The organism is Pseudodesulfovibrio sp. (genome assembly GCF_028692895.1).
Classification (GTDB): Bacteria; Desulfobacterota; Desulfovibrionia; order Desulfovibrionales; family Desulfovibrionaceae; genus Pseudodesulfovibrio.
On the sequence record NZ_JAQUWN010000081.1, the window covers coordinates 1 to 13231 of the forward strand.

At 66.7% G+C, this 13231-nt stretch carries 11 protein-coding genes and 1 pseudogene; 7 read left to right on the forward strand and 5 right to left on the reverse strand.

Annotated elements, in window-relative coordinates; all coding sequences use genetic code 11:
* From PHP91_RS15140 to PHP91_RS15150, 3 genes and pseudogenes are all read right to left on the reverse strand, one after another.
* Window positions 1-697 (reverse strand): annotated as a pseudogene (locus PHP91_RS15140) (glycosyltransferase family 2 protein); the annotation flags it as partial.
* Window positions 698-760: 63 nt separating this feature from the next.
* Window positions 761-1879: a spore photoproduct lyase family protein gene (locus PHP91_RS15145; RefSeq protein WP_300142540.1), complete on the reverse strand. Its 1119-nt coding sequence runs from the start codon at window positions 1877-1879 to the stop codon at window positions 761-763.
* A complete protein-coding gene (locus tag PHP91_RS15150; RefSeq protein ID WP_300142543.1) occupies window positions 1872-2834 on the reverse strand; it encodes a ParB N-terminal domain-containing protein in 963 nt (320 codons plus the stop codon). The genes PHP91_RS15145 and PHP91_RS15150 overlap by 8 nt, the downstream gene beginning before the upstream one ends.
* A 262-nt stretch (window positions 2835-3096) precedes the next feature.
* Between PHP91_RS15150 and PHP91_RS15155 the strand changes: the two genes are divergently transcribed.
* From PHP91_RS15155 to PHP91_RS15175, 5 genes are all read left to right on the forward strand, one after another.
* On the forward strand, window positions 3097-5157 hold the full coding sequence (locus tag PHP91_RS15155; RefSeq protein WP_300142546.1) for an elongation factor G: 2061 nt from the start codon (window positions 3097-3099) through the stop codon (window positions 5155-5157).
* Window positions 5158-5311: 154 nt separating this feature from the next.
* The gene (locus PHP91_RS15160; RefSeq protein ID WP_300142549.1) at window positions 5312-6037 is read left to right on the forward strand and encodes a lysophospholipid acyltransferase family protein; all 726 of its coding nucleotides are present in this window, start codon (window positions 5312-5314) and stop codon (window positions 6035-6037) included.
* Window position 6038: 1 nt separating this feature from the next.
* The gene (locus PHP91_RS15165) at window positions 6039-7694 is read left to right on the forward strand and encodes a ribonuclease J (RefSeq protein ID WP_300142552.1); all 1656 of its coding nucleotides are present in this window, start codon (window positions 6039-6041) and stop codon (window positions 7692-7694) included.
* Between the two features lie 80 nt (window positions 7695-7774).
* Window positions 7775-8242: a hypothetical protein gene (locus PHP91_RS15170; RefSeq protein WP_300142555.1), complete on the forward strand. Its 468-nt coding sequence runs from the start codon at window positions 7775-7777 to the stop codon at window positions 8240-8242.
* Window positions 8243-8325: 83 nt separating this feature from the next.
* Window positions 8326-8802: a hypothetical protein gene (locus PHP91_RS15175; RefSeq protein ID WP_300142557.1), complete on the forward strand. Its 477-nt coding sequence runs from the start codon at window positions 8326-8328 to the stop codon at window positions 8800-8802.
* Between the two features lie 12 nt (window positions 8803-8814).
* Here PHP91_RS15175 and PHP91_RS15180 read toward each other — a convergent pair whose 3' ends face one another.
* Both PHP91_RS15180 and PHP91_RS15185 read right to left on the reverse strand, forming a co-directional pair.
* Entirely contained in the window at window positions 8815-9333 is a 519-nt protein-coding gene (locus PHP91_RS15180; protein WP_300142560.1) for a hypothetical protein, read from the reverse strand.
* Window positions 9334-9414: 81 nt separating this feature from the next.
* A complete protein-coding gene (locus PHP91_RS15185; RefSeq protein ID WP_300142563.1) occupies window positions 9415-11166 on the reverse strand; it encodes a chloride channel protein in 1752 nt (583 codons plus the stop codon).
* 172 nt (window positions 11167-11338) lie between these two features.
* Between PHP91_RS15185 and PHP91_RS15190 the strand changes: the two genes are divergently transcribed.
* Window positions 11339-11857, forward strand: coding sequence for a hypothetical protein (locus tag PHP91_RS15190; RefSeq protein WP_300142566.1), 519 nt, complete (start codon window positions 11339-11341; stop codon window positions 11855-11857).
* 2 nt (window positions 11858-11859) lie between these two features.
* Window positions 11860-13176: an L-serine ammonia-lyase, iron-sulfur-dependent, subunit alpha gene (locus tag PHP91_RS15195; protein ID WP_300142569.1), complete on the forward strand. Its 1317-nt coding sequence runs from the start codon at window positions 11860-11862 to the stop codon at window positions 13174-13176.
* Window positions 13177-13231 lie beyond the last annotated feature (55 nt).

The following is a 13231-nucleotide window of genomic DNA, read 5'->3' on the forward strand; positions in this document are numbered from 1 at the left end:
GGGAGCGGCGGTAGAGGTCCAGGGCGGCCCCGGTTTCGCCCAGCAGGGCGTGCTGGGCGGCGGCCAGGTTGAGCTCCACCTCGCAGACCGGCCCCTTGGCCAGCTCGCGCCACAGGGCCAGGGCGGCCTCGGCCTCGCCCAGCCCGGCCAGGTGGAGGAAGAGCCGCCGGTTCCAGGCCTCGCGGAAGAATTTGGGGACGGTGAAGCCGTCCTGCCAGTCGCCGCGCGCGACGCCCTGGAAGTGGTCCAGTTGCAGGAGCAGGGAGGCGGCCGGGACGTGGCCGGGCTTGTCCGCGAGGAGCCGGGCGAGCTTGCGCCGCTTGCGCTCCAGCCGGTCCGGGTCGTTCATCACCGAACGCAGGTCGCGCAGGGATGGCTCCATTTCGAACCGGCCGAGCCGGTCCAGGCGCGCGCCTGTCTCCGGGTCGCCGGTGAGCTGGTGGGCCAGGCCCAGGGGCTGCGGGTCCAGCGGGCCGAGGGCGGCCGCCTTGCGCACCAGCCGGGGCAGCCACTTTTGCGTCAGGGGATGCGTCCCGGACCCGGTGTCGCGCAGGATGCGCGAGAGGAAGACCAGGCACGCCTCCAGGTCGGGCAGCAGGTTGCGGCAATAGACGTCCAGGACGCCGAAGGCCGCGTCCAGGTCGATGCGGTCCAGCTCCTCGAAGCGGTCGGTGGGGGTGTAGGTCTCGTTGGCCATGTCGGTTCCGTCGTTTTCCCCCTCCCTATCGGAAAAACGGGGGAATTGCATCAGCCGGGGCGGCTAGTTCCCGAAGGCGCGGTCCATGAGCCGCCGGTTCAGCCCGCCGAAGTCCTGGGGCGCGAAGCCGAAGACCTCGTTCCAGACCTCGGTGGACTCCATGCAGAAGTAGAGCTGCTCGTCCATGCCGTGGCGGCGCAGCCTCTCCACCATGAACGAGAACTGCTCCAGGCGCAGGGGGCGGAGCAGCCGCGCCTTGCCGTCCAGGCCGGGCACGAACTCGTTGTAGATGTAGGCCGCGTCCGGGAAGTTGTCGGCGATGATCGGCGTGAGCTGCGGCATGCAGCGGAAGGAGCCCAGGGACATGTAGGCGATCTGCTCCGGCCGCACGTAGTCGAAGATGCGGTCGATGATCTCGGCGTAGCCCTCGCGCCAGCCGGGAAAGTGGATGATCGGGTCGAAGTGCAGGCAGACGCGGAACCCGGCCTCGGCGCAGGTGCGGGCGGCCGTGAGCCGCTCCTCCAGGGTGGAGACGTCGAACTCCTGCCCTTGGTTGATGGCCGGGGCGTTGAGGGACCAGGCGGGCAGGACGCGGTCCGTGCGCGTGGCCGCGTCCATCCAGGAGAGGTCCACGACCTTGGATTTGAGCTCCAGGACCACGTTGTCGTAGTCGGCCAGGAAGCCGACCAGGTCGCGGCTGTAGCCGGTCAGGCGCTCCAGGGCCAGGGAGTCGGTGAACTCGCCGGTGCCCACCCGGAAGCGGGAGGTACGGTCCGCGCCGAAGCCCTCGGCCAGCTCGCGGAACAGGGCGTCCTGATTGGCCCAGACCTTGAGGACCCGGTCCTGGAAGTAGGCCTGGAGGATGCAGTAGGAGCAGGCCATGGGGCAGTTTTCGCCGATGTGGATGATGCGGTAGCCGCAGCAGTGGTAGGCGCGGGTGCCGGGGCAGAAGCGCAGGAAGCGGCCCTTGTATTCCTTGAGGTAGAGGGCCTGTTCGTCGCGCCCGGCGCATTCCACGCGGTCCTGCCCCTCGGGCACGGCGATCCACGGGATGTCGGCATGGGTTGTGCCCGCGAGCCGGTCGCGCACGCGGCGGGCCAGGGGGGAGTCGAGCATGGACTCGTCCACGAAGACGCGGCCGATGCGCCGCAGGTGGCGGGGGAGCTGAGCCGGATCAGTCACGGCGGCCGCCCATGTTCCAGAGCTTTTCCCAGCCCGGTTTGGCGGCCATGGCGTCCAGGTCGTCCACGGCCCTGGCCAACTGGGCCGGGGTCTTGACCTGGATGGTCAGCTCGGCCCCGCCGGTTTCGAAGTTGTTCGGCTGGACGACGCGCCAGGCCGTCCCGGCGGACAGCTCGCGGGCGGTCTCCTCGAACTCGGCCTGGAGGGCGGAGAGGGCTGGGTAGCGAGTCTGGCGGGCCAGGGCGACGAGCCGGGCCATGGCGTCCTTGGGCGAGAGGCCCAGGGCCGGGACGTCGGCCATGCCGGACTCGGCCAGCAGGTCGGCCAGGGGCTTGCCGGTCATCTTCCCGGCCTCGAAGAGCCATGTCAGCAGGTTGACGCCGTTGGACCGGGACCAGCCCAGGGAGGCGAAGAGCGGGGCCGCGGCCTCGCGGTCGGCCGGGGCCAGGCGGGCGAGGACCTCCCCGGCGGCCAGGGGGACGCGCCCCTCGGCCAGGTGGCCGGGCCAGGGCTCGGGCAGGTCCAGCCAGGCGTCGAGCAGCCGGGCGTCCTTGGAGCCGGGCCGCACGCCCAGGCGGGGCAGGATGTCCGCCGCCAGGGCCGCGCGGTCCAGGAGCGGGGCGAAGAAGCGCAGGGCGGCGAGGCGCATGGCGTCGTCCAGGGGCCGGGCCGCGTTGTCCGCCAGGTAGAGCAGCCCGGCGTCCAGGTCGGCCGGAGCGTCCACCATCAGGACCAGGACCGGGCGGCCGAGGGCGCGCAGGGCGAGGAGACGGGCGCGCCCGGCCACCAGCTCCGGGCCGTCCCCGGTATCGCGCACCAGGACGGGCGCGGTCTGGCCGGTCCGGCGCAGGGATTCGGAAAGGGTTTCGGACGGATCGGCCGTCCAGAAGAGGTGGTCGCCGCCGGTGCGGATTTCGTCCGCGGCCAGGGTGCGCAGTGCGGGGGTAGTGGGCAAAGTCGGCTCCGTGGGGAGTAATGTGATGAAAGGCCAACCGGCCGTATTTTTTGTCATTTTTGCCGAAATAGGCCGCAAAAGCAACATTTTTGTAATTATTGCGGCTGGTTGAGACGTCGCTCTTTGAGGGTCGCCCCCCTTGACAATCTCGCGTTGCTCTTCCTATAGGTCTAAACCTGTGAAAAACCAAGTGCGCATGATTCCACGGGGTCGGAGGTTCCCGGAATCGTGGTTTAAACCAATAAATAGACTGGAGTAGACAATGGCTGACCTGAAAAACCAGAGGACATACGCCCTCGTCGGTCACGGCGGCAGCGGCAAGACCAGCGTAGCGGAAATGCTGCTTTTCAAGACCGGCGTCATCAACCGTCTCGGCAAGGTCGAGGAAGGAAGCACGGTTCTCGACTACGAGCCTGAGGAAATCAAGCGTCGAGGTTCCACGCAGCCGGGTCTGGCCAACTACACGTGGAAGAAGAACGACCATTTCCTGATCGATACTCCCGGCGACTCCAACTTTGCGGGCGACCTCTCCTATTCCCTGACCGCCGCCGACGGCGCGGTGCTGGTCATCGACGCGGTTGACGGCGTCAAGCCGCTGACCCGCAAGGTCTGGGCCCTGGTCAAGGAGATGGAGCTGCCCGCCATGATCGTCATCAACAAGATGGACCGCGACCGGGCCGACTTCGACCTCGCCTTCGGCGGCATCTCCGAGGCCCTGGGCGCGCGCCCGGCCCTGCTCTATTACCCCATCGGCTCCAGGGAGGAGTTCAAGGGCGTGGTGGACATGCTCTCCGGCAAGGCCCTGATGTTCGCGGCCGACGGCGAGGTGACCGAGGGCGAGATTCCCGCCGACATCGCCGACGAGGTGGAGGCCATCCGCGAGGCCATGATCGAGAACGTGGCCGAGTCCGACGAGGAGCTCATGGAGAAGTATCTCGAAGAGGGCGAGCTGACCCCGGACGAGATCACCCAGGGACTCAAGGCGGGCGTGGCCTCCGGCGAGCTGGTGCCCGTGGTCGTCGCCGCCGCCCTGAACAACCAGGGCGGCCAGATGATCCTCGACACCGTGCAGAACCTGCTGCCGAGCCCGCTGGACCACAAGCCCTGGCAGGGCGAGGAAGGCGAGCGCGCCAGCTCTCCGGACGAGCCCCTGGCCTGTTTCGTGTTCAAGACCATGGCCGATCCCTTTGCGGGCCAACTGACCGTGGTCCGCGTCCTCTCCGGCGAGCTCAAGCCCGACTCCCAACTCCTCAACGCCAGCAACGGCGAGAAGGAGCGCGTGGGCCAGCTCCTGCTGGTCACCGGCAAGGAGCAGGCCAAGGCCTCCGGCCCCATGGGCCCGGGCTCCATCGTCACCCTTGCCAAGCTCAAGAGCACCCCCACCGGCAGCACCCTGGTGGAAAAGGACGAATTCAAGCTCGCCCGGCCCGCCATCGCCCCGCAGCTCATCACCTTCGCACTGGCTCCCAAGGAGAAGGGCGACGAGGACAAGGTCTACTCCGCCGTGGCCAAGCTGCTCGACGAGGACATCACGCTGACCCTCTCCCGCGACGAAGAGACCGGCGACATCCTGCTCTCCGGCATGGGCCAGAACCACATCGAGGTTTCGGTCGAAAAGGCCCGCCGCCGCTACAAGGTCGACATCGTGCTCAAGACGCCCAAGGTCCCGTACCGCGAGACCTTCAAGGTCGGCGCGCGCGAGGTCCAGGGCCGCCACAAGAAGCAGTCCGGCGGCCGCGGCCAGTTCGGCGACTGCTGGATTCACCTCGAACCCCGGCTCTCGGGCGAAGGCTACGAGTTCGAGGACGCCATCGTCGGCGGCTCCATCCCGCGCCAGTTCATCCCGGCCGTGGACAAGGGCGTCCAGGAGGCCGCCGCGCGCGGCGTGCTGGCCGGGTTCCCGGTCATCGACTTCAAGGTGACGCTCTACGACGGCAGCTACCACACCGTCGACTCCTCGGAAATGGCCTTCAAGGTCGCCGGTTCCCTGGCCTTCAAGAAGGCGTGCGAGAAGGGCAAGCTGGTCCTGCTGGAGCCGATCATGCTGGTCACCGTGGCCGTGCCCGACGCCTACATGGGCGACGTCATCGGCGACCTGTCGTCGCGCCGGGGCAAGGTCCTCGGGTCCGACTCCAAGGCCGGCCTGACCGAAGTCCGGGCCAACGTGCCCATGTCCGAGATGCTCAAGTACGCCCCGGACCTCAACTCCATGACCGCCGGGCAGGGCACCTTCTTCATGGAGTTCTCCTCCTACGAGGAGTGCCCGCCGCAGGAAGCGGAGAAGGTCATCGCCGCCCACAGGAAGGTGGAAGAGGCGAGCTAGGCGGCCACAGTTCATCAACTTCGGGGCGGCGGGGAGACCCGCCGCCCTTTTTTTGCGGAGTTTCACGCTGCTGGCGGGAGCATTTCGCCATAAGCGGCTTGTTTCGCGCCAGGAATTGGTTTACTCAACCGGGATACAACAACAGGAAATTTTCATGTTCAAACGCATATTCTTCACCATCCTGCTCGTTCCGGTCACCATCTGGTACAGCCTGAAGATGCTCGGGGTGAACAAGGACGAGGCCACGCCGGAGGAATACGACCGCTGGGGCCTCAAGTGGGGCGCGGCCGCCGTGGCCCTCTCCGGCGTCACCATCGACGCCGACATGGGCGAGATCAAACCGGGCGGTCACTACGTCTTCATCGGCAATCACCAGTCCAACCTGGACATCCCGGTGCTCTTCAAGGTCCTCAAGGACAACCGCATCCGCTTCGTGGCCAAGAAGTCCCTGTTCGAGATTCCCATCTACGGCAAGGCCCTGGCCCACGCCGGGCACATCTGCGTCGACCGCGACAACCGGCGGGCGGCCATGGAGTCGCTCAACCAGGCCGTGGAGGTCGCGAAAGAGGGCATTTCCCCGGTCATCTTCCCCGAGGGCACGCGCAACACCCATCTCGAAGACCTGATGGAGTTCAAGATCGGGGCCATGATCCTGGCCCTCAAGTGCGGCCTGCCCGTGGTCCCCTTCGTCATGACCAACACCGGCAGGATCATGGGCAAGGGCGACTTCATCATCGACAACCGCCCCGTGGTCCGGTTCAAGGCCCTGCCCGTCATCGACCCCTCCCGCTACACCCTCAAGGAGCGGGAGCGGTTCAAGGACGACCTGCGCGAGATGATGAGCGCGGCCTATCGCGAACTTCTGGCAAAGGACGCCTGAGATGGCCGAACCGTACGTCAGTCTCTACCCCCTGGGCGGTCTCGGCGAGATCGGCATGAACTGCATGGCCTACCGCACCGAGCGGACCATGTGCCTGGTGGACTGCGGCCTGATGTTCCCCGAGGACTACCACTTCGGCGTGGACGTGGTCATCCCGTGCTTCGATTACGTGCTGCGCAACAAGCAGCTCCTGAGCGGCATCGTCCTCACCCACGGACACGAGGACCACATCGGCGCGCTGCCCTGGCTGCTCCAGAACGTGGACGTGCCGGTCTACGGCAGCGAGTTCACCCTGGCCCTGGTGGAGGGCAAGCTGAAGGAGCACGACCTGGACCGCTGGGCGGACCTCAGGCCCGTGCGCCCCTACGACCGGCTCCTGCTCGGCGACTTCACCTTCAATTTTTTCCCGGTCTGCCACTCCATCATCGAGGGGTTCGGCCTCGGCATCGAGACCCCGGTGGGCCGCATGGTCCACACCGGCGACTTCAAGATCGACCGCAACCCCCTGGGCGGCCACGCCACGGACCTGGCCGCGTTCCGCAAGTTCTCGGACAGCGGCGTCCGGCTCATGCTTTCCGACTCCACCAACGTGGAGCGGGAGGGGTTCGCCCTGACCGAGCGCGAGATCAAGGTCAGCATGCGCGAGATCTTCAACAACGCCAAAGGGCGCATCCTGGTCTCGCTCTTTTCGAGCCACATCCAGCGCATCCAGGAGGTCTTCGACCTGGCCGACGCCGAGGGCCGCAAGGTGGCGGTCTCGGGCCGGAGCATGCAGCGCAACATCGAGCTGGCGCGCGAGATGGGCCACCTCAAGATTCCCAAGGGGACCTTCATCGAGCTGGACCGGCTGGACGAGTACGGGGACTCCGAGCTGGTGGTCCTGGTTACCGGGTCGCAGGGCGAGCCCCTGGCCGCGCTCTCGCGCATGGCCATGGGCGAGCACCGGCAGCTCGCGGTCAAGCCGGACGACCTGTTCATCCTCTCCTCGCGCTTCATCCCCGGCAACGTGCGCGCCATCACCCGGGTCATCAACAACCTCTACCGCCTCGGGGCCGAGGTCATGTACGAGAAGATGCACGGCATCCACGCCTCCGGCCACGCCCACGCGGGCGAACTGACCCTGATGCTGGAGACCGTGCGGCCCGAATATTTCATCCCGGTGCACGGCGAGTACCGCCATCTGGTCAAGCACCGGCGGCTGGCCGTGGACTGCGGGGTGGAGGACGAGTGCGCCCTGCTCATCGAGAACGGCCAGCCCGTGACCTTCTTTGGCGACGGCACCTACCGCCTGGAGCCGCTCTTCCCGGCCGAGAAGATCCTGGTGGACGGCAAGGGCGTGGGCGACGTGGGCCAGAGCGTGCTCAAGGAGCGCCAACTGCTGGCGGGCGAGGGCATGGTCATCGTGGTTCTGGTGGTGGACGAGGCCTCGGGCGAGATTTCGCTCGGGCCGGACATCATGTCCAAGGGGTTCGTCTTCGAGCAGCAGTACAGCCACGTCCTGGACGACGCCAAATGCATCGTCCTCGACGTGCACGAGAATATCATGCCCGGCGACACGGCCAAGCTCAAGGAGCGCATCCGCTCGGCCCTGCGCCGATTTTTCCGCAAGGTGCTGGGCCGCGACCCAGTGGTCGTGCCCCTGGTCATTTCCATCTGATCGGCTGGACTTGCATCGCGTCTTCGGTTAACTGAATTGATACTGACTGGACTGTACGTGCACACAAACGAGGTGAGAATATGAAAAAACTGCTGACGTTCGCCCTGCTCCTGGGGCTCTCCCTGTCTCTCGCCGCCTGCGGCGCGGCCCAGAAGTCCGACATCGCCATCGGCCAGGCCCTGTACAAGGACGGCAAGTGCGCTGACGCCCAGCCGTACCTGGACAGCACCATCCAGAATCCGGAACAGATCACGGACCTGGGTTTGGCCTACTACCTCAAGGGCAAGTGCGCCGAGGAGGCGGGCAATCTTCCCTCCGCCTACGCCAACTACTACGCCACCAAGGTTGTGGCCTGCTATTCAGTTGACCATGACACCCAGATCAATCTGAACACCTACGGCCGGGCCGAGTTCTGCGAGCAGATCATCCCCAAGATGCTGGAGCAGATGGCGCCCAAGATCGGGGCCGAAAAGGTCGAGGCCATCCGGGCCAAGGTGGACAAGCACCTTGAGGACCGCTACCTCCAACAGTTCTACAAGAAGCAGTAAATGAGAAGGCCCCGCACGGGGCCTTTTCCTTTGGCGTCAAACCGGGCCGGCCGCGCGGCGGGGAACCGGCCGAGGGAGGAGCCATGGCGCTGACGGATTTCACCGAGATGGTCGAACGGCTGCAGAAGGGGCTGGGCAAGGCCTTCGCCGAGGAACCGTGGATGCTCAACCTGCCGGGCCGGTCCGTGGCCTGCAAGATCGACCAGCACTACTACCTGGCGGTCATGCCCGCCTTTGCCGAGCGGCTGGGCCGCCTGGGCGGCATGTTCCCGCACCATGTGGTCGAGGCCCTGGTCAGGACCGGCAACCTCGTCACCCGCGCGCCGGACCGCGACCCCGTCCTGCCCCTGACCGTGGCCTGGGAGGGGCCGTCGGTGACGGTCCGGGCCGCGTTCGTGGACGCGGATTTCATCGACCGCGCCGTGAAGACCTACGGCGGGTCCGAGGGCGGCCTGAACGTGTCGGAGCTGAAGATCAGCGGCCGGGACAGAGAACGGCTGGAAGCGTTTTTCGAAGGCAAGACGCCGCCCGAGGGGCTGGCGTATTTCGACGCGGAGTAGCCCGGACGGGCGCTACTGCATGGCCCGGCCCTCGGGCTCGGAGGCGAAGAAGCCGCCCTGCCGGGGCATTTCCAGGGCCATGAGCCCCTCGATGGTCAGGTCCGGCCCCACCCAGAGCACGCCCGAGGTCCGGTAGCCCCGCGCCAGCCGCTTGGCGTGGTCCAGGGCCGTGGACACCTGCTCCTCGTAATTCTCCCGGCTGAAGACGAACTCCGCCTCGTGGGTCCAGTCCGGCTTGGGCTCCTCGGGAGGCCAGGAGATGGGATTGGAGAGCCGCCACTTGACCGTGTCCGGGGTGTGGGAAACCAGCACGCCGTCGTCGATGCCCTGGCAGGCGGGGTTGCCGCAGTCGCAGGTGTAGATGAAGAACTCGCCCGACAGGGAGGCCGAGTTCACCAGGGCCACCGGGTCCACGTAGACGTTGATTTCGTGCAGGTACTGGCCGTCCACCGACAGGTTGAAGTCGATGTAGGCGTCCTCGGCGTGCTTCTCGTCCAGGGACAGGGTGGCGGTGATGCGGATATCGTTCATGGTCGGCTCGCTTGGCGCATGGGCGTTGTTTGACGGCTCGCATGTATCACAATGCGTCGCGCCCGACAACCGGATGCGGCCCTACTTTCCCGCCAGGATTTCGTCGCGCACGGCGGCCGAGTCGTAGGCCGCGTTGATGGCCGACTCGGTCAGGGTGCCCACCAGTGTCCGCTGCGGCCCGGTGGAGAGCACCGGAAATTGTGAGACGCCGCTCTTGCGGATGCGGGCCAGGGCCTCCTCCAGGGTGTCGTCCGTGGGCACGGTGACCGGCTCGCGCGTGCCCAGGTCGTAGGCGATGACCAGCTCCTGGAGGCCCGGCTCGGCCAGCACGGCCCGGATGTCGCGGAACGAGATGATCCCGGTCAGCTTGCCGTCCCCGTCCACCACGTGCAGATAGGGCGCGTTCTCGGTCTTGAAGGTCCAGATGATCCGGGACAGGGGCGCGGACTCCGGGATGGAGACCACGTCGCGGGTCATGGACTCCTTGACCAGGATGTTGCGCAGCAGGTGCCCGCCCCGGCCGGCCTGGATGTCGATGCCGCGCTTGAGCAGCTTGGTGGTGTAGATGGACGCGCTGGATATGGTCGAGTTCATCACCGTGGCCGTGATGCAGGTCAGCATGAGCGGCAGGATGATGGAGTAGGTGCCGGACATCTCGAAGATGATCAGGATGGCGGTGATGGGCGCGTAGGTCGTGCCCGCCACCAGCCCGCCCATGCCCACCAGGGCGTAGGCCCCGGGGTTGGCAGTCAGGTTGGGCAGCAGGATGTGGGCGGCCATGCCGAAGGCGCCGCCCGCCATGCACCCCATGAACAGGGACGGGGCGAAGATGCCGCCCGACCCGCCCGAACCCAGGGTGAGGGACGAGGCCAGGATCTTGATGAAGATGAGGGCGAAGAGCAGGGGCAGGGCCATCTCGTTGGCCAGTGCGCGGTTCATGGCGCCGTAGCCCACGCCGAAGACCTCGGGGAACACGGCGAAGGTGCAGCCGAGCAGGCCGCCGCCGATGGCGGGCTTGATCCAGTCCGGGATGGGGATGGCCTCGAACCAGTCCTCGAACTTGTAGAGGGTCTTGGTGAAGGCCAGGGCCACCAGGCCGGTGAAGATGCCGAGCAGGGGATAGAGGCAGAACTCCCAGTGGGAGATGATGGAGTACTGGGGGATGGAAAAGTAGGGGAAATCGCCGAAATAGTAGCGGGAGATCGTCGTGGCCATGACCGAGGAGAGGACCACGGGCGAGAATTGCATCAGCCCGAAGTCGCCGATGATGATTTCCAGGGCGAAGAGGACGCCCGCGATGGGCGCGTTGAAGGTGGCGGCGATGCCCGCGGCCGCGCCGCAGCCGACCATGGTCCGCATGTGGCCGCGCGGCACGCGGAAGACCTGGCCGATGGACGAGCCTATGGACGCGCCGATCTGGACCATGGGCCCCTCGCGGCCCACGGAGCCGCCCGAGCCGATTGTCACGGCCGAGGCGAAAATCTTGGCGGCGGCCACGCGCTTGCGGATGCGGCCGCCGCGCATGGCGATGGCCTGGATGACTTCGGGCACGCCGTGGCCCTTGGCCTCGCTGGCGAAGAAGCTGACCACCAGGCCGACCACGAGCCCGCCCGCCATGGGCATGACGATCTTCATCCACAGCGGGATTTTGTCCGCGAAGAACAGGATGTCCTCGGTATGCCGGTAGAATACCCACTGCATGAACTTGAGCACGAGCTTGAAGAAGACGGCTCCGTACCCGGCGAGGATGCCGATGAAGATGGCGAGGAAGAGATTCTTGATGCTCGGCTGCATGAGCCGATCGAGCAGGGGATGCGTTTTCTTGTCGGGCATCAGTTCTCCGGGATGGGGTGACGGTTGCTGTGCGGAACGGCCCGAGAATCTTTACCGCTGGTGCATCCTAACCAGATAGACGCAGGGTTGGCAATGCCGCCCGTTCCACTTGAGCGCGGCCGGGAAAACGGGTATCCACATCTTCCTAATCACCGCAAGCAGGAGAACATGCATGGCCAGATACGAAATCAATCCCCTCAAGCCGATGCCGGAGTTCGACATGATGTATTTCATGGAGATCGCGGGGGAGACGCGCATAGACCAGGATATCATGGAGGAATTCGAGCCGTTCTGGGACAAGTGGGCCGAGGGGAACCTCAAGGCCTTTGAGCTGGTCAACCCGGACGGCGAGGGCAAGTTCCTGCTCCTCTTCCTGGACGAGGACGCCGAGAACACCATCGAGGGCATCTGGCAGGATTCCCCGACCAACGGGCTGCTCTTCCACGCCCTGGCCATCACCATGGTCATGAGCGCGGCCCAGGGCCTCGTGCCCGAGCTTGCCGACGGCAAGTGCGCGCCGCTGCCCCGGCCGGGCGAAGGCGTGCTCGGGGCCTTCGAGGAACTGGGCCTGACCTGGAACGAGGAAGGCACGGTCAACCGCAAGTACGCGGTGCTGACGCCCTATCCCTATACCGGCGGCTGCGAGGTCTGCTACCTGAGCGAATCCTGTCCCAAGAGCACGGCGAGGTAGCCATGTCGTTCACGGTCAAGGACGTCCTGAAACTCCAGGTGGCTCCGGCCCTGGGCTGCACCGAGCCGGTGGCCATCGCCCTGGGCGCGGCCGCCGCCATGTCCCTGCTGCCCGGCGGCGAGTTCGATTGCATCGAGCTGGCCCTGGACCCCAACGTGTACAAGAACGCCCTGGCCGTCTCCATTCCCGGCACGGGCGGGCACTGCGGCCTGGACATGGCCGCCGCCCTGGGCGCCTACGGCGGCGACCCGTCCCTGCGGCTGGAGGTCCTGCGGCCGGTCGCCCCGGAGCATGTCGAAAAGGCCGAGCGGGCCCGCAAGGACGGCAAGGTCGAGGTCACCCTGCTGAAGGACCGCCACGGCCTGTACGTCCGGAACGTGATCCGGCGCGGCGACGACGTGGCAGAGTCGGTCATCGAGGGGCTGCACGACCACATCGTCTCCCTGAAGCTGAACGGCAGGGACGTGGACAGCCCGCTCCTGGCCAAGGGCGGCCCCAAGGGGGAGAGCCCGCTGGCGGCCATGGAGGCGTGGCTCAAGGAGCTGAGCCTGAGCGACCTCATGGCCCTGACCGACCACCTGGACGAGGAGGACTTCGCCTTTCTCCAGGAGGGCGTGGACACCAACCTCCGCCTGGCCGAGCAGGGCCTCAAGTACGGCCTGGGGCTGGGCGTGGGCAAGACCCTGGACCGCCTCTCGCGCCTGGGCCTGATAAAGAAGGACATGATGCTGGCCGCCCGCATCCTGGCCTCGGGCGCGGCCGACGCGCGCATGTCCGGCATACCGCTTCCCGCCATGAGCTCCGCCGGGTCGGGCAACCACGGGCTGACGGCCATCCTGCCCATCTGGGCGGTCAAGGATTTCGTGGAGGACGTGGACCGGAACACGGTCCTGGAGGCCATCGCCCTGTCGCACATCGTCACGGCCTACATCAAGGCGCACACCGGGCGGCTCTCGGCCATCTGCGGCTGTTCCGTGGCCGCCGGGGCCGGGGCCACGGCGGGCATCACCTTCCTGCTGGGCGGCGACGCCCACCACATCGCCGGGGCCATCAAGAACCTGCTGGAGGACCTGGCGGGCATCATCTGCGACGGGGCCAAGGCCGGGTGCGCCCTCAAGCTGGCCACGGCCGCCGGGACGGCGGTCCAGGCCGCGCTCTTCGCCCTGCACGGGGTCAACGTCATGAGCACGGACGGCATCATCGGCCATTCCCCCGAGGACACCATGCGCAACGTGGGCACCCTGGCCACGGACGGTATGATCGAGACCGACAAGACCATCCTGAACATCATGCTTCAGAAGCAGTTCTCGGACGTGTAGCTCCCGAATCGGGAATCAATCAAAGGCCGGGAACCCGCATGGATTCCCGGCCTTT

Bases quoted from the DNA above. Each gene is read 5' to 3' on its own strand.
- PHP91_RS15165 (WP_300142552.1), top strand. From the start codon at position 6,039: ATGGCCGAACCGTACGTCAGTCTCTACCCCCTGGGCGGTCTCGGCGAG.
- PHP91_RS15175 (WP_300142557.1), top strand. From the start codon at position 8,326: ATGGCGCTGACGGATTTCACCGAGATGGTCGAACGGCTGCAGAAGGGG.
- PHP91_RS15170 (WP_300142555.1), top strand. From the start codon at position 7,775: ATGAAAAAACTGCTGACGTTCGCCCTGCTCCTGGGGCTCTCCCTGTCT.
- PHP91_RS15195 (WP_300142569.1), top strand. From the start codon at position 11,860: ATGTCGTTCACGGTCAAGGACGTCCTGAAACTCCAGGTGGCTCCGGCC.
- PHP91_RS15190 (WP_300142566.1), top strand. From the start codon at position 11,339: ATGGCCAGATACGAAATCAATCCCCTCAAGCCGATGCCGGAGTTCGAC.
- PHP91_RS15180 (WP_300142560.1), bottom strand. From the start codon at position 9,333: ATGAACGATATCCGCATCACCGCCACCCTGTCCCTGGACGAGAAGCAC.
- PHP91_RS15185 (WP_300142563.1), bottom strand. From the start codon at position 11,166: ATGCCCGACAAGAAAACGCATCCCCTGCTCGATCGGCTCATGCAGCCG.
- PHP91_RS15155 (WP_300142546.1), top strand. From the start codon at position 3,097: ATGGCTGACCTGAAAAACCAGAGGACATACGCCCTCGTCGGTCACGGC.
- PHP91_RS15160 (WP_300142549.1), top strand. From the start codon at position 5,312: ATGTTCAAACGCATATTCTTCACCATCCTGCTCGTTCCGGTCACCATC.